This is a genomic window from uncultured Adlercreutzia sp., from assembly GCA_910585575.1.
Taxonomy (GTDB): domain Bacteria; phylum Actinomycetota; class Coriobacteriia; order Coriobacteriales; family Eggerthellaceae; genus Adlercreutzia.
The window spans coordinates 1-15,846 of record CAJUFS010000055.1; the positions used below are offsets into that span (position 1 = coordinate 1).

General features: G+C 62.6%; 12 protein-coding genes and 1 pseudogene. 11 read left to right on the forward strand and 2 right to left on the reverse strand.

Features of this window, described 5'->3' with window-relative positions; all coding sequences use genetic code 11:
• The 8 genes and pseudogenes from QZ307_RS08060 to QZ307_RS08095 all read left to right on the forward strand — a co-directional run.
• Positions 1 to 667: pseudogene (locus QZ307_RS08060) on the forward strand (NADP-specific glutamate dehydrogenase); the annotation flags it as partial.
• Positions 668 to 1,104: 437 nt separating this feature from the next.
• Positions 1,105 to 2,841, forward strand: coding sequence for a BspA family leucine-rich repeat surface protein (locus QZ307_RS08065; protein WP_295998407.1), 1,737 nt, complete (start codon positions 1,105 to 1,107; stop codon positions 2,839 to 2,841).
• 153 nt (positions 2,842 to 2,994) lie between these two features.
• Positions 2,995 to 3,936 (forward strand): hypothetical protein, encoded by a 942-nt coding sequence (locus tag QZ307_RS08070; RefSeq protein WP_295998379.1) that lies wholly within the window; start codon positions 2,995 to 2,997, stop codon positions 3,934 to 3,936.
• 89 nt (positions 3,937 to 4,025) lie between these two features.
• Positions 4,026 to 5,450 (forward strand): DNA repair protein, encoded by a 1,425-nt coding sequence (locus QZ307_RS08075; RefSeq protein WP_295998382.1) that lies wholly within the window; start codon positions 4,026 to 4,028, stop codon positions 5,448 to 5,450.
• Positions 5,443 to 5,865 (forward strand): hypothetical protein, encoded by a 423-nt coding sequence (locus QZ307_RS08080; protein WP_295998385.1) that lies wholly within the window; start codon positions 5,443 to 5,445, stop codon positions 5,863 to 5,865. Before QZ307_RS08075 ends, QZ307_RS08080 begins: the two co-directional genes overlap by 8 nt.
• Positions 5,866 to 5,955: 90 nt before the next feature.
• A complete protein-coding gene (locus QZ307_RS08085; RefSeq protein WP_295998388.1) occupies positions 5,956 to 6,438 on the forward strand; it encodes a sigma-70 family RNA polymerase sigma factor in 483 nt (160 codons plus the stop codon).
• The gene (locus QZ307_RS08090) at positions 6,438 to 8,528 is read left to right on the forward strand and encodes a beta-propeller domain-containing protein (RefSeq protein ID WP_295998391.1); all 2,091 of its coding nucleotides are present in this window, start codon (positions 6,438 to 6,440) and stop codon (positions 8,526 to 8,528) included. Before QZ307_RS08085 ends, QZ307_RS08090 begins: the two co-directional genes overlap by 1 nt.
• 164 nt (positions 8,529 to 8,692) lie before the next feature.
• Positions 8,693 to 10,246, forward strand: coding sequence for a DUF2130 domain-containing protein (locus QZ307_RS08095; protein ID WP_295998394.1), 1,554 nt, complete (start codon positions 8,693 to 8,695; stop codon positions 10,244 to 10,246).
• 85 nt (positions 10,247 to 10,331) lie between these two features.
• Here the strand turns inward: QZ307_RS08095 and QZ307_RS08100 are convergent, their stop codons facing one another.
• Positions 10,332 to 10,583 (reverse strand): hypothetical protein, encoded by a 252-nt coding sequence (locus QZ307_RS08100; protein WP_295998395.1) that lies wholly within the window; start codon positions 10,581 to 10,583, stop codon positions 10,332 to 10,334.
• A 209-nt stretch (positions 10,584 to 10,792) separates the two neighbouring features.
• On the opposite strand from QZ307_RS08100, the gene QZ307_RS08105 reads away from it, so the two are divergent.
• Entirely contained in the window at positions 10,793 to 11,119 is a 327-nt protein-coding gene (locus QZ307_RS08105) for an HIRAN domain-containing protein (protein WP_295998398.1), read from the forward strand.
• The gene (locus tag QZ307_RS08110; RefSeq protein ID WP_295998401.1) at positions 11,112 to 12,101 is read left to right on the forward strand and encodes a hypothetical protein; all 990 of its coding nucleotides are present in this window, start codon (positions 11,112 to 11,114) and stop codon (positions 12,099 to 12,101) included. The genes QZ307_RS08105 and QZ307_RS08110 overlap by 8 nt, the downstream gene beginning before the upstream one ends.
• 161 nt (positions 12,102 to 12,262) lie before the next feature.
• Here QZ307_RS08110 and QZ307_RS08115 read toward each other — a convergent pair whose 3' ends face one another.
• Positions 12,263 to 12,580 carry a hypothetical protein gene (locus QZ307_RS08115; RefSeq protein WP_295998404.1) on the reverse strand — a complete coding sequence of 106 codons (318 nt, stop codon included), beginning with the start codon at positions 12,578 to 12,580 and terminating at the stop codon, positions 12,263 to 12,265.
• Positions 12,581 to 12,803: 223 nt separating this feature from the next.
• On the opposite strand from QZ307_RS08115, the gene QZ307_RS08120 reads away from it, so the two are divergent.
• The gene (locus QZ307_RS08120; protein ID WP_295998409.1) at positions 12,804 to 15,584 is read left to right on the forward strand and encodes a PD-(D/E)XK nuclease family protein; all 2,781 of its coding nucleotides are present in this window, start codon (positions 12,804 to 12,806) and stop codon (positions 15,582 to 15,584) included.
• Positions 15,585 to 15,846: the final 262 nt, after the last annotated feature.

Sequence of the window (15,846 nt, forward strand, 5' to 3'; positions counted from 1 at the left end):
CCACGACGACTCCTTCGAAGGCAAGACGGTTTGCATCTCCGGTTCCGGCAATGTGGCCATCTACGCCACCCAGAAGGCGCAGCAGCTGGGCGCCAAGGTGGTTACCGTGTCCGACTCCACCGGTTGGGTGTACGATCCGGCCGGCATCGACGTGGCTCTGCTCAAGCAGGTGAAGGAAGTGGAGCGCGCCCGCCTCACCGAGTACGCGAAGCGCCGCGAGGGCGTGGAGTACCACGAGGGCCGCGGCGTGTGGGTTACCCCCTGCGACATCGCGCTGCCCTGCGCCACCCAGAACGAGGTGCACATGGAGGACGTGCAGAACCTGGTGAAGAACGGCTGCAAGATCCTGGCCGAGGGCGCCAACATGCCCACCACCCTGGAGGCCACCGAGTACCTGCAGGAGAACGGCGTGGTGTTCTTCCCCGGCAAGGCGGCCAACGCCGGCGGCGTGGCCACCTCCGGTCTGGAAATGTCCCAGAACTCCGAGCGTCTGTCCTGGACCTTCGAAGAGGTGGACGCGAAGCTCAACGGCATTATGGTGAGTATCTACCATGCCATCGACGACGCCGCCAAGCGCTACGGCCATGAGGGCAACTACGTCATGGGCGCCAACATCGCCGGCTTCGAGAAGGTGGCCGACGCCATGATGGCCGAGGGTATCGTGTAAGTTCCTGCAACAGAAAACGCGCTTTTTAGAAGAGCCGTCGCCTTCGGGCGGCGGCTCATTTTGTTTGCGGGAGTGTGGGCGCTGGTTGGTGTGAAGTGAAGTGAAGGAGGCGGATGGACGCGGTGGCTGGATCGTCGTGGTTGCGCGAATAGTGGATAACGGTGTGTTCGGTAAGGCAGAGATAGTCCTGGTTGGAGAATGACTCACTTGCATGGCGTCCGGTTGGAGGATGGTCCATTGGCGTGTCGGCATCAAAGAGCGAATTAGGTCGTCAGGGTTCTAGGAGGCATCTTTGCATCGTTGGTTACGCCGTTAGCTGCATTTTTTACAAATGTGACATACTTCCTCAACAATTTGGGACAATGCCTGTAGATTTAATATCTGTAGAATTGCAAGGGTGCGGCGACTTGCCTGGAAGAAGGAATGGGAGTGTGGTAATGGGAAGAGCAAATTGCTATGTCAGCATGTTGCGTTTAGCGAAGGCAAGTGCCTGGTTGGCTGCGGTAATGGTGCTGCTGGTTGTACTGGTGGGATTCTTTTTGCCATCGTTTGCTCAAAATGCTTGGGCAGCTGAAGGCTCTGGGGATGCAATTTATGCTGTGTACTATAAGAACGGGCATATGGTACTTGATTCCGACGGAGCTGAAATGGAGGCTTTCACTCTGGTTATTCAGACAGACCCGAATCCTGATAATGCTTATGGGACATATGATCCGAGTCTAGTGTATCTCGTTGGGTCCGGATCTACGGAAGGACCTAAGCGTGGCTGGGACTCTAATGTGGATGACCAAGTGAGTGAGGTAATCGTGCGCGACCGGGTTGCGCCGATTGATACCGTTGCTTGGTTCAAGGACTTGGCGCATTGCTCTTCCGTTGATCTTTCTAAGTTGGATATGTCTCGCGTCGCGGCAACTGACTACATGTTTGAGGGCTGCACTGCTCTGAAGGAGATCGATGCCGCAAGTTGGAATACGTCGAGTGTTGCATCGACTGACTTCATGTTTGGGCGTTGCGAATCCCTGAAAACCGTTGATGTCTCTCAGTGGAATATGTCTAACGCTGAAACCGCCGCTGGTATGTTTTGGGCGTGCTCCGCATTGCAGAGCGTTGATGTCTCGAGATGGGATACTGCCAAGCTGCGCTCAACGATGTCGATGTTCTTGGGATGCGTTTCGCTTGAGGCGATCAATGTTGAAAATTGGAACACTGTTAATCTAGCGCAAACCGCGCTTATGTTTGAGGGTTGCGAGTCGCTCCGAACGGTTAGCCTGGCGGGTTGGAGTACTCCTTCTCTGAACATGTGCTATGAAATGTTCGACTGGTGCATCAGCCTTGAATCGGTCGATATTTCGGGCCTTGACATGTCGGGCGTATCGGATGCGATGAAGTCAGCGATGTTTTTGGGATGCCGTTCGCTGTCTTGGATAAAAGTTGGTTCTAAATCGAATGCGTCCGGCATCCTTCCCGCACCGAGCAGCCAATATATCAAGGGAGCTACGGGTCGCTGGGTGAATGCGAACGGTCAGGTATTTGCTCCTGAAGCGATTCCGGCAAATAAAGCCGCCATTTATGCCGCAGAGGGTTCGGCTGCAGCGAAAGCACTGGTCAAGCCAGTGGCTCCTCCGCAACCTAAGCTCGTCTCTCTCGCCGGCGCAAAGGTGACGGTTGCTTCCGGAGTTTGGACGGGGAAAGCTCTTAAACCTTCGGTTGTGGTCAAACTTGGCGGAAAGACGCTGCGAGTCGATAAAGACTACACTGTGGCGTTCAAGCGCAACAAGAACGTGGGCACTGCGACCGTCGCCATCACGGGTAAGGGCGCCTACACTGGTTCTAAGTTTGCTACGTTCAAGATTGTTCCCAAGGGAGTTGTGGCTGAGGGCAAGGTGAAGTTCGGTAAGAAGAGCTTCACCGTGAAGTGGTCGAAGCCCTCGAAGTCCGCGCTCAAGCAGACCACCGGCTACCAGGTCCGCTACTCGCTCAAGAAAAGCATGAAGAGGGCTACGGTCAAGACCGTCAAGGCAACCTCCTCTGCGGGCAAGAAGTGCACACTGAAGGTCTCCAAGCTCAAGGGAGGCAAGAAGTACTACATACAGGTGCGCACCTACAAGAAGGTGGCCGGCAAGACGTACTACTCGGGCTGGTCGAAGACCAAGACCGTGAAGGTGAAGAGCTAAGAGACGCTAAACCTAGTCGAGGGGGCATCACGGAAGAAAGCTCACGCCCTGACGGTGGACGGGGTCTGGCATGCCTGGCGTCATAGATGAGGGCAAAAGCCCTTATTATCGGTAGACTTTCTCGTTATCAGCAAAGCAACGAAGGAAAGGGTCGTGATGAGTTCGAATGCGCAATCGCGGAGGCAGTTGATGCCTCAAGGGGCACTGATGGTTCTGGGGTTGACCATGCTGTTGGCGAGCGCGGTTTTCCTAGCCTGTGCGATGCCCGGCCACGCTTATGCTACGGTGGTCAGTAACGGTGCGCATGTGTATGCGCTGAAAACGGGCGTGACCTATTCGTCCTACGACGTGACCGGCGACGGCGAGTCGGATACGATCAAGGTGGCTCTTTCCGGGATAGAGGGTGACCGGTATTCGCGCATTAAGGTGCTTGTTAATGGTAAAACTGCCCTTAATCAAAAGGCTGGTGGGTATAGTGACTATGTAGAGGCTCAGCTCATTAAGCTGAAGAACGGGAAGACTTTCCTCTATCTTTTCGGACCCTTTGAAAATGACGATTCTGACGTGTGCGCCGTGTTTAGATACAGCGGCGGCAAATTCAAGATGAATATCGACTGCAACAAAGGATTCGGCAGAAAAATCGGCAGTCATTTTGGCGGTAAAATTAAAAAAGTATCGGGAAATGCCATGATCGTGACATTTGGGGTCATGTCCTACATGGCGGGAAACATTCAAGCGGATTACACCTATAGATACAAGGGAGGAAAACTCAAGAAAGCCTCCTCTATTGGAAAAATAAGAATTGGATGGTGGGTCAGCGAGGAGGGCAAGCGGTCCAAAGCTTATGTGGTGAAGAAAAACATTACTGCTTACAAAAGCGCCTCGTGCAAAGCCAAGAAATTCACTATTAAGAAAGGTCAGAAGGCGAAGTTCCTGAGGGTTTATGTGAAGGGAAATACGGTGCGTTTCCTGATGAAAGCCGGAGGTAGAACGGGTTGGATCAAAGTCGCGAATCGCTACGATAGCTCGTTGATGTATAAAAGGAGCGACGGGGGTTACGAGCCTCCCTTCAAGGGACTGTCCTTGGCAGGGTAGGATAAAGGAAATCTTGCATTGGAAGGAGAACCGCCGCAAAGGCGGTTCTCTTTGTATATAGAACTGATGTTCCATGTTACACTAGGCTCATGGAACGGCAGCGGACATATGTGTGCATTGATTTGAAGAGCTTCTACGCCTCGGTGGAGTGCGCGGCGCGGGGGCTTGACCCGATGACTACGCGGCTGGTGGTGGCCGACCCTGAGCGTACGGTTACCACCATTTGCCTGGCGGTCAGCCCCGCCATGAAGGCGGTCGGGGTGCGCAACCGTTGCCGCGTGTTCGAGATTCCGCCCGAGATCGACTACATTATGGCGCGGCCCCGTATGCGCGCCTACATGGCCGCTTCTGCGGAAATATACGGCATCTATCTGCGCTATGTGTCGCCGGAGGACATCCATCCGTACTCCATCGACGAGTGTTTCATCGATGCCACGGCGTATTTGTCGCTCTACGACGTGACGGCGCGCCAGTTCGCCGAGATGCTGCGCGATGCCGTGCGGGCGCAAACGAACATCCCGGCCACGGCGGGCATCGGGCCGAACCTGTTCTTAGCCAAGGTGGCCCTGGACATTTCGGCCAAACACGCGTCCGACGGTATCGGCGAGCTGGATGATGAATCGTTTCGCGCCACCATCTGGCGTCATCGTCCGCTGACGGACATCTGGAACATAGGGCCGGGCATTGCGCGACGCCTGGCGAAGTACCACGTGTACGACTTGAAGGGCGTCACCGAGATGGATCCCGATGTGCTCTATGACGAGTTCGGGGTGAACGCCGAGTACTTAATCGATCACGCCTGGGGCGTGGAGCCCTGCACCATCGCCGAGATCAAGGCCTACGAGCCCGAGTCCAGTTCGCTGATGAACGGCCAGGTGCTGCCCTGCGGCTATTCCTTTGACGACGGGCTTATTGTCATGCGGGAAATGTGCGACGATACGGTGCTCGAGTTGGTGGAGAAGCAGCTGGTCACCGACCATGTGTCGCTGCATGTGAGCTACCAGCGAGGCGAGGGTGGTCAGGGCATGGGCGAAGGCGCGGACGTTGCTGGACTGGCTGGGGCCCCTGGGGCCGAAGGCGCCCTCGTGCCCGGTGCGGCCGCGCGCGAGCCGGAGTCTGCCGAGTCCGCCGACTTCTTCCAAGCCGAGCATGGTGTACGCAGCCTGCGGCGCGACCCGTTCGGCCACGGGGGCGGCTCGCGGAAGATTCCCGAGCGCACCAACTCGTTCAAGAAGCTCCACGGCTACCTGGAGGAGCTCTACCGCGAGACGGTCGACCCGACGCGACTCATCCGCAAGATCAGCCTGGGGTTCGGCAATCTGGTGGACGAGGACCTCGCCACCTTCGACCTGTTTACCGACCATGAGGCTGCTGCGCGCGAGCGGCGCACCCAAGAGGCGGTGCTGGCCATTAAGGACAAGTTCGGGAAGAACGCTCTCATCAAGGGCACCAGCTTGCAGGAGCACGCCATGGGCCGCGAGCGCAATAACTTGGTGGGAGGTCATCGTGGCTAGGGCGGGGGCGCAGGGTGGTGCCAGGGCTCGTCGAGGTCGCGGCGAGAGCGCGGCGGCCCGTGAGGAAGCGGCCCGGCAGCAGTACGTGCGCCGGCACACCATCGGCCGCCCCCATCCCGATCGGGCGCGCCAGTTCATGCCCTTCGCCGCTCTGCGCGGCTACTACGACCTCGTGCGCGACCAAGAAGTGGTGCCCGAGGAGGAGCGCCCGCTCACGGAAGAAGAAGCGCGGGAGCTGAACGAGCTCATCGGCCAGGTACAGCGCGGTGCGGTGGTACGCTGCACCTATTACGCCGACGGCGCCTATCGCACCTGCACCGGGGCCGTCAGCCAGGTGGATACCATCTATCGCACCCTGTGGATCGTGCGCACGGCGGTGCCCTTCGACTGCGTTCACGCCCTTGAGCTGCTGTAGCGCTTTTGTGCCGATAGGAAAATTGTTGCAACAAAAGTGCATCCTGGGGACTCTTATGGGCGAGACGTCTTTGAGGAAAAGGAAGCAGTGATGGATGCGAATGAGTTTGCCGAGCGCTACGGGCGCATCTACCGGGACCTCTATCGGTTCGCGCTCTGTCTGATGGGCAGCGCCGCCGATGCCGAGGACGCGGTGGGCGAGGCGGTGCTTGCGGCATGGGAGAAGCGCGGTCAGCTGCGGCGGGACGAGGCCTTCAAATCGTGGCTGTTCCAGATTACCGCTAACACGTGCCGTCGGAAGCTGAAGCGGGACGGCCACATGGTACCCGCAGAGCCCGAGGCTATGGAGTCTCCCGACAGACCACAGCTCGACCAGGCCGATGCCGCCGCGGTGCGCCAGGCCTTTGCGTGCCTTAACGAGGAGGATCGCCTGATCGTGGGGCTGTCGGTGTTCGGCGGCTACCGCAGTCGCGAGATCGGATCGCTGCTTCAGATGAATCCCAGTACCGTTCGCTCGCGGCGCAAGCGCGCGCTGGATCAGATGGGGCGGCGGTTGGAAGGTGGTGCACGGTAATGGATGCGAACGAGAAGCGCATTGCCGAGGCTCTTCGGCAAGCTTGCGAAAACATTGAACCCCCGGCGTCATTGGAGCCGGCGGCGGTGGCCGCGCGGCTGCAGGCCGCGGAAGAGGCTGGCGGGCCGACTGCGGAAGCCCCCGGCGTGCGGGCTAGAGAAAATGAAGTGACGTATTCGCGACGTGGTGGCAAACGGCGTCGGCGCTGGCTGATCCCGTCGGTGGCAGCAGCCTGCTTGGCGGTGTTGGCCGGCATTGGCGTGATGGCGGTTCTGCAGGCAGATCCGGTGCCTTCTGGTGTCGATCAGCAGACCGCAGGGGAGGTGTTCGAGTGTCCGGCAAGTTCGGCGGTGGAGCCAGCGGGCGATGGTGCTTCGGATTCTTCTGATGTCGCTGCGGTCAGCGCCATCCCGGCGGCCTCCAGCTACGAGGAGCTGTACGCGCTGCTCGGTCTGAAGCAGCGCGCCGAGCAGCGTGACCTTAATGAGGACCTTTCCGAAAGCGATGAGGCAATCATGGCCACGGCCGAAAGCTTCTCGGCACGATCCGACACCCAGAAAGACGCCAGTGAAAGCGACTTCTCGCAGACCAATGTGCGCACGGAGGGCGTGGACGAGGCCGATATCGCCAAGACGGATGGCATCTGCGTCTACACGTTGCAGGACTGGGGCGAGCGCATCGATATCGTGAGGACCGATGCTGGCAAGCTGCGCAAGGCGGCGTCGATTAAGGCGCCGAAGGGCGCGGCGTTCCGCGAGTTCTTCCTCACCGAGGATCGCCTGTTCGCCGTGGTGGAGCAATACCCCGAGAGCGAAAATGAGTGGAATCCGGTGACCAGCATCGTGACCTATGACGTGTCCGATCCGTCATCGCCGCAGAAGGTGACTCGGGTGAAGCAGGAGGGCGCCTACCATACGGCGCGCCTGGTGAACGGCTACCTGTACCTGTTCACCGCTTTCAACATTAGGCCGACGGCCCGTGCCGAAGACTCCGCCGCCTACATTCCCGAAGTGGGGGAGCAGCAGGTGAAGTGCGGAAACATCTACGTGCCCGACGAGGAGGAGGCCGATCAGTATCTGGTGGTCGGCTCGGTGGCCTTGGACGATCCCGACACGGTGGTGGACAGCGCGGCCCTTACCTGTCGCGTGGATGACGTGTACGTGAGCACCGAGAGTATCTACGCCTACGGGGCGGTGTGGAACCCCAGTGCTCAGAAGGACGACGTCGACGAGGCGGCAACGGACGAAATCGACCCCGCCTTCTCCCAGGCTTCCCGGGGCTACTCCGACCGCACGGCGCTTTGCAAGCTGTCGTACGACCAGGGGAAGATTAGCGCCGTGGGCGAGACCGAGGTGCCCGGGGCCATCGACGACGGCTTTTCGCTGGACGAGTACGAGGGCTATACGCGGGTGGTTACCACGCGCTACGAGAACGGCGAGCCGCAGTCGAGTGGGGTGTACGTGCTGGATGAGGGCTTGAAGACGGTGGGCCAGCTGGACAATTTAGCTCCCGGCGAGAAGGTGTACGCGGCCCGCTTGATGGGCGACGTGGGCTACTTCGTTACTTACAAGGAAGTCGATCCGCTGTTCACGGTGGACCTGGCGGACCCGCATCATCCTCGCGTGGTGGGGAAGCTGAAGATCCCCGGGTTCTCCGAGTACCTGCACCCCTTCGGCGAGGGGCGTCTGCTGGGCATCGGCATGGCTACGGAAAAGGGCGGCCGTGTGACGCAGGGGCTCAAGCTGAGCATGTTCGACACCTCGGATCCCGCGGACGTGCGGGAGCTGACCAGCTTTACCCTTGAGGGCACTTACTGGGCCGATGCGCTGTACGACCATCGTGCGGCGTTCGTGGACGCCGAGCGCGGGCTGGTGGGCTTCTCGGTGGATGGCGAGGACGACTGCTACTACCTGTTCACGTACTCCGACGAGCGCGGCTTCAAAGAAGCGCTGGCCGACGAGGTGGCCGAGTGGGGCTTCCAGGGCGCGCGGGGCCTGCGTATCGGCGACGACTTCTATGTGGCGACGGAGGGTCAGCTGACCAGCTTCAACTTGAAGAGCTACCGCGAGATCGACCGGATGGAGCTTTAGGGGCGCCTGATCTTGCGCGGAATTGCAAGAAAATGCGTCGTTGGGTTCCTTCTGGGACACAAGGTTGGGTAGGATAGGGGCAGACTAACGAGCGGGGCGCAAACGACGCCCTGCGGCCCTGCGCTATCGATGCGATGGCGTCTATCAACGAGAGCGAGCCTGTTATGAGTGAGATCGTCTGCCCCCACTGCCACACGCCCTTCACCGTCGACGAGAGCGGCTACGCGGCCATCCTTAGCCAAGTGCGCGACCAGGAGTTTCAGCGCGAGCTGGCCGAACGCGAGCGCCTGCTGGAAGAGAGCCGCAGCCAGGCGGTCGAGCTGGCCGTGGCCGCCGAGCGCGAGAAGCTGACGCAGCAGATGGCTGAGCAGCAGGCCGCCGACGCCGCGGCCCTGGCCGAGGAGCAGCAGAAGCTGGTGGCCCATACCGAGCAGTTCAAGACCCAGGCGAAGGACTTCCAGCTGAAGGCGGCCACGGAACGGGCCGAGCTGGAAAAGCAGTTGGAGACCTTGCGTGCTCAGTTGGCTGCCCAGGCCGCCGAGGCGGAGACAGCGCGAAAGCTAGCGGTGAATGAGGCGCTGTCGGCTGAAGAGGAAAAGCGTCGTGCCGTCGAGCGCGAGCGCGACGGCTTGGCCCAGCAGCTGGAGTCGCAGCGCCAGCAGGCCTCGGTGGAAACCCAGCTAGCGGTGCAGAAAACTGAGGCGGCGGCGAAAGACGCCCAGGTGGCCGTCGAGCGCGAGCGCGATGACCTGGCAGCGCGTCTAGAGCGCGAGCGTGAGGCCCTGGTGCGCGTGGAGGCCGAGCACAAGGCGACGCTGGCCGAGAAGCTGGCGGCCAAGGACGAGCTTATCGCCGATCGCGATCGCGAGATCGAGCGCATCCGCGACATGAAGGCGCGCCTGTCCACGAAGATGCTCGGCGAGACGCTGGAGCAGCACTGCGACATCGCCTTCAACCAGCTGCGCCCCACGGCCTTCCCTCGCGCTTATTTCGAGAAGGACAACGAGGTGGTGGAGGGCACCAAGGGCGACTTCGTGTTCCGCGACTTTGACGAGGACGGCAACGAGATCATCTCCATCATGTTCGAGATGAAGAACGAGGCCGACGACTCCACTCACAAGAAAACCAACGAGTCGCACTTCAAGAAGCTCGACGCCGACCGCACGAAAAAGGGCTGTGAGTACGCGGTGCTCGTGTCGCTGCTGGAGCCCGAGAATGAGCTGTACAACAACGGCATCACCGACGTGTCCTATCGCTACGACAAGATGTACGTGGTGCGCCCGCAGTTCTTCATCCCCATCATCACACTGCTGCGCAACGCGGCGCTGTCGTCGATGGAGTATCGCAAGGAGCTGGCCCTCGTGCGCCAGCAGAACATCGACGTGACGCACTTCGAGGACCAGCTGGCCGACTTCAAGGACAAGTTCGGCCGCAACTACCGCATCGCCTCGGACAAGTTCCGCAAGGCCATCGAGGAGATCGACAAGTCCATCGATCATTTGCAGAAGATCAAGGACAACCTGCTGGGCAGCGAGAACCAGCTGCGCCTGGCCAACGACAAGGCCGAGGATCTGACGGTGAAGAAGCTGACGCGGAAGAACCCCACCATGAAGGCGCTCTTCGACGAGGCCCGGGAGGCTCGGGAGGCCGATGGGTCCGTGTTGCCCGAGGCCGATCAGCCGGCATTGGCTGAGACGGAAATTCTCGACGAGGATTAGCGCCAGCCGCATCCCGTTCTATCGTAACGGCGCCCCTGCAGTCATCGGGCTGCAGGGGCGCCATTTTTTGGTGTCCTCGGGGCTCCTAGCCCTGGCGCAGCTTCAGGGCGGCGGCCAGGCGGCGACCCTTGCCGCACTTGGGCTTGGAGAGCGGGCAGTGCTTCTTGCAACAGGTGCAGTATTCCAGCTTCAGAGCTCTCTTCGCCTTCTTGCAGCCCTTGCAGCCCTGGGCGTTCTTTTCGCCCTTGCAGCCGGTGTGCTTCTTCTTGCGATTCAGCTTGTCCGCCTTCTTGTCGGCAGCGGCTTTCTTCGCTTTCTTGTCCTTGGACTTGCTCATAGTGGTTCCTTCAGGGAAGTCGGCGATGGGTTGTGCGCCGGCGGGTGATCAGGTGTTGTGCCAGTCTAGCACCTCGACGGGGCCATGCACAATGAGGACTGAAATATTCCCCAGCGGAAAAGCGGTGTAGCTGATGTACCTAAAGAGGGACAGCTATATGATCGTGCTCGCGTAGGATGTACCCATCGCATTCAACGAAGGGAGCACCCATGGCAAACGCAGCTCAATCCATTTGCGTCGTGGAGAACACCACCGTGGCCGGTACGCGCCACATTCCGGACGTCCAGTCGATCACGGCGAAGTACCAGCCGGGGGATCGCCTGGCCTTGCTTCGCGACGGGGAGAACCCCTTCGACCCGTGGGCGGTCAGCGTGCACGACGGCGCCGGCCAGCGCATCGGCTACGTGTCCTGTGAATGCAACGAGTTCGTGGCGCGCCTGATGGACGGCGGCAAAACCGTGGAGGGGCGTCTCACGGCCAAGGAACAGATCGGTGCGTGGACGCGTTTGGTGATGGAGGTGCATCTCAATGACTAGCACCGCTACCTGCGCCGTGGCCGCGCAGGCCACGGCAACGTCCGTTCCGTCGCGCCGCGCCTCCGAAGTCTCCTGGATGCAGCGGGCGGCCAACACGGTGTTCGGCGCTCCAAGCGCCCGACGGGCCAACGGTGGGGCTGAGGCCAGCTTCGTGCCGCGCGTGCTGCGCGGACCGCACTGGCGCCGCCGCCAGGAAACCGCCTCGGTGTTTGCCATCGACCGCAAGGGCGGCGAGGCGAACGAGCGGCTGCCGCGCATCTGGATCAGCGAGCGCGCCCAGGGAGAAAACGCCAGCGGCCGCACATTCGTGGCCTCCTATCCCTCGGGCCCCGACAAGGGGGGTTGGCGCGCTTTCGACCTGGCTGAAATCTACTTTGCCGAAGCACTCTCGCTGGCGGGCGAGGAGCGGCGCGCTCAGCGCGTCGAGTGCTATCGGGCGGCCGAGATCCTGCTGCTCCATGCGGCGGCGCGCGGTCATGTGGCGGCCCATTGGCGTCTCGGCATTATCTACGAGGCCGATCTGGGCGAGGGCCGCTACTGGGAGGGGCTGCTGGAAAGTCGCGCCCTCCATAGCGCAAGCACGCCGTGCGACGAGCGCGCCCATCGGCATTTTTCCTATGCGGCCTATCACGGTCACGGCGAGGCTTGCTGGCGTTTGGGTGATATGGTGGCGGCCGGACGCGGCTGCGTTGCCGATGCCGGACGGGCCTGGCAGCTGTACCGGCGCGCCTTCGAGCTGGAAAGCGGGGCCTTCGACGAAGACCGGGCCAGCACGGGCAATGCGGCTTTGCGCTTGGCCCGCGCCTTCGAGTTGGGACGCGGCTGCGCGCAGAGCTTCCGACGCGCCCGCACCTGGTATCGGGTGGCTGCCTGCAGCTTAGGGGCTGCCTTCGATCAAGGGCAGTGGCACTACAAGCGCGAACGGGCCGAGGCCCGCCGCGGGGTGGCCCGCATGGCCCAAGAGCTGGACGGACGCTACTGATTACGCGGAATAGGACGGGTTCCCGAAGAGGAAGCGACCCAGCGCGGCTCAGACGCCTCGCTTTGGACCGTCCCCTTTGGGAATCCGTCCCGTGACGAAGATGGCCGCTTGGATAAGCGGCCATCAGGAGTGGTTGGTGTTATGAACGTTGCGCGTTCGTACTACTGACCGAGCGGATGATCGTAGGCGGCGGGAAGCTGGGCTGCCAGAGACTCGTACTCGGCGATGTTGCGGCGCATGAAGTCATTGAAGATGTCCTCGTTCTCGCGCAGCTCGCGAGCGAACTTCTCCACGGGCCAGATTTCGGGGGCTTCTTCAAGGCCTCCCCAGCCGTCGACCTTGTGCTCCCACTCGACGATCTCGGCCTTAGCGACGCGCAGGCCCTCGGGGAGACGATCCTCGTGATCGTACTTCTCCAGGTCGGGCATCATGTGCTTCTGGATTTCGATGAGCTTGGTCACCAGTTCTTGATAGGTCATAACGTGCCTCCTAGCAAATGCGGTATGCAGGTGTCGGCAAGGGGTCCCTGCGCGATAACCTGGTTCTATGGTAAAAGGAACCGGGCGAGCGAAGCGTTGTGGCGGCGACGGGTCAACGGATGGAGGGGAATTTGTTGCCGAGCGTTCACGGTGGGGAAGAGCCGTCGCTTTCACGGTAGAATAGGCGCTGAAAGAAACGAGGAAAGAGGCGTCATTGTTTGAGATGAGCGTGGAGCTGTACCGCACCATCGAGCGAGCGAACGACCAGGCCAAGCGCGCAGCGGAAGCGGCGGGGGCCGGGGCCAGCCTGGGCGTGCGCCGCATGACGGCCGCGGCCTGGGTGCAAGAGCTGTGGGAGCTGTGGGGCGACGGGCGGGCGCTGGTCGACGGCACCCAGCGCACCGTGCTGGTGGCGCGCCTGCTGGAGGGTCAGCAGGCGGTGGCCTCCTCGCCGGGCGCGGCTCGCCAGCTGGCGGCGTTCTTCCGCCGCTATGCCAGCCGCCTCGCTTTGGAAGCGGCCTCCGGTAACGAGGGGTTCGCTCCGGCGCTCTCGAGCCACGAAGAAGCGGTCTTGGCGCTCGGCCGCGCCTACAACGAAGCGTTACACCGGGCGCACCTGATAGAGCCCGACCAGGCGGCGGCGTTGCTGGCGGCTGCGGCGCCCACGGGCGCGGTGCCCCTGCCGCCGGTGCGCGTGGTGGACGAGGTCGATCTGACGCCCGGGGTTCGGGCACTCGTCGACGCTGCGAGCGGCGCTTCGTCCGCCGACGCCGCTGCTAAAACAGCAGGGTCCACAGTTTCGGCGGCTGGCGGCTCGGTCGTTCTGCCGGCCCTTGCGGCCGATGTCGAGCCGCAGTTCCTGGTGCCGGCGGGGCCAACGGCTACGGCGCCGCTCGTTCGCGCCAGCGTGCTTGAGGCCGCGGGCGACGGCGCCCGCTCGGTGCTCGTGTGCGGCCCCAATGCCTCGGAGCTGTTCGAGGCCCTGGCGCCCTCGCTGGCGGCCGGGGGCCTTGCCTGCGCCGAGCGCCTGGAGTCGCCGGTAGAGGCCACGGCTGGCGCGCGCCTGTGGCGCAGCGTGCAGGCAGTGGCCGAGGGGCGCCATCAGGCCGCGGCGGCCACGGATGCCCTGGCCAACCCGCTGGCCGGAGGCGGATTGCGGGAAGCGAGACGCCTCAACAGCGCGCTGCGGCGCGATCGCACGCTCACCGCCGAGGACGCCCTGGCGCTGCTGGTCGAGGCATCGCCGCTCTGCGGCACGATTGCCACGGCTGTTCGCTCCCTGGCGTCTGCAACCGAGGCGCCCTCAACGACGTTTGCGGCTCTCGCGGCCTGCGCCGATGCCCTGGAGGCCGCCGCGTCCCAGGCCGCCGCGCTTTCCCCCTTGCAGCGCCGCCGCGAGCTGGCGGTGGTTTCGTCTCTGCGCGAGACCCTGGAAGTTGTCCGGGACCTGGACGGAGCGCCGGCGCTTGTGCCCGCGCTGTGGCTCGAGGGCTCGGTGCGTCTCGAGGCTGTGGCCGAGGGCGCGGGCCCCGTGGTGGAATTCGCTTCGCCCTATCGTCTGAAATCCCTGGTGGCGGCCAGCTACGATGCCGTGGTGCTCTCCGATGTCAGCGACGCGGGCTTCCGTGCCCGGGCGGGCGCCACGGCCCTCGACGAGCTGGCGGTGAAGCTCGGCTGGGCCGTGCCCTTCTCGCTCTTCGACGAGCAGCGCCGCCTCTTCGCGGGCGCCATGGCCGCTGCCCGGTGCCAGTTCACCTGCGTGGTGCCTTGCCGCACGCCCGAGGGCGAGGAAGCCTATCCGGCTTTTCTGCTGAAGGAGTACGGCGAGGCCCTGGCCGAAGCGGCTCTGGCGGCATTGCCGCCCGAGGGTGCCGCCCTCCGCGCCGCCTGGGAAGAGCCCGATCGCGGGCTCTTTGACCTGCCGCGCGCCCTGAACAACGTTACCCGGCGCTGCGGCGAGGACCGCCTGGTCGAGACCGTCGGCGACACCTTCCAGGCGCCGACGGCCACTGTGGCGTTCCCGGCGGTTACCCGTGGGCGCCTCGATCGGCTGCGTCTTGTCGACTTCCTGCGCTCGGTGCGCGAGGAGGGCCGTCCGCTGCTGGTGCTGTCGCCCTCGGCCATCGAGTGCTATCTGGGCTGTCCCTACACGTGGTTCATCCAGAAGCGCGTGGCGCCGACTCCGCTCGACGAGCAGTTCGGCTCGCGCGAAGAGGGAACCTTCGTCCACGCGGTGTTCGCCGCCTTCTACGAGGCTTTGGCTGATGCGGGCTGCGGCCGGGTGGGGGAGCGCCCCTGGACCGACGACGAGCGTCTGCTGGGCGAGGTGTTCCACGCCCAGGTGCAGCGCGAGAAGCGGAAAAATCCGGGAAGCGGGCGCTTCGTGGCGGTGTCCTCGGCCGAGGGATTGCACCTGCGGCGCCTGTACCGCCTGATGGCCGCCAGCCTGCGCCGTCAGGCTCGCTTCGCTCCCGGATTCAAAGTGGCCGGCAACGAGGTGAGCATCAGCGTGGAGGACGGCGTGAACTACGCCGGCGTGCGCCTGCACGGCTGCGCCGACCGCTACGATGTGAACGAGGAAAGCGGTCGCTTCGCCGTCATCGACTACAAGGGATCGGCAGGCTCCGAGTACAGCCTGGGCGCGAAGAAGGGGGCCGCTGAGCCGGCGCTTCCCAGGCATCCCCAGGCGCTCATGTACGCCCAGGCGCTGCGCCAGCGCCTGAATACCCTGCACTGCGCGGGTGCCTTGTACCTGGGCTATCGGGCCAAGACCGATAAAGACCTGGTCAACGGTGCCGTGGACAGCAGCGTGTTCGATGACAAGGCGTTCTTTTCCGACGGCAGCTTCTCGCCGCTGGCCTTCGATGCTCTGCTCGATGCCGTGGAGGCCCTGGTGGCCGAGGGCATTGCCAGCTTGGCCGAGGGGCACATTCCGCAGCAGCCGCGCTGGAAGGGGGCCTGCACCTACTGTCCCGTCCCCGATTGCGAAAGGAGGCTCTCGTGAACCTGGACCAGTGCACCGACGCTCAGCGCCGGGTCATCACTACGCTGAACGCGCCGCTCATGGTGGCCGCCGGCGCCGGCTCGGGCAAAACCTTCACCCTCACTCAGCGCGTGGCCTTCGCGCTGTCGCCCCAAGGTGCCGAGCCGCCCTATCTGGCCTCGGTGGACGAGCTTTTGGCCATCACCTTCACCAAGAAGGCCGCGGCTGAGCTGAAAAAGAGCGGAAGAGCACACGTCTGAACTCCAGTCACAGCGATAGATCT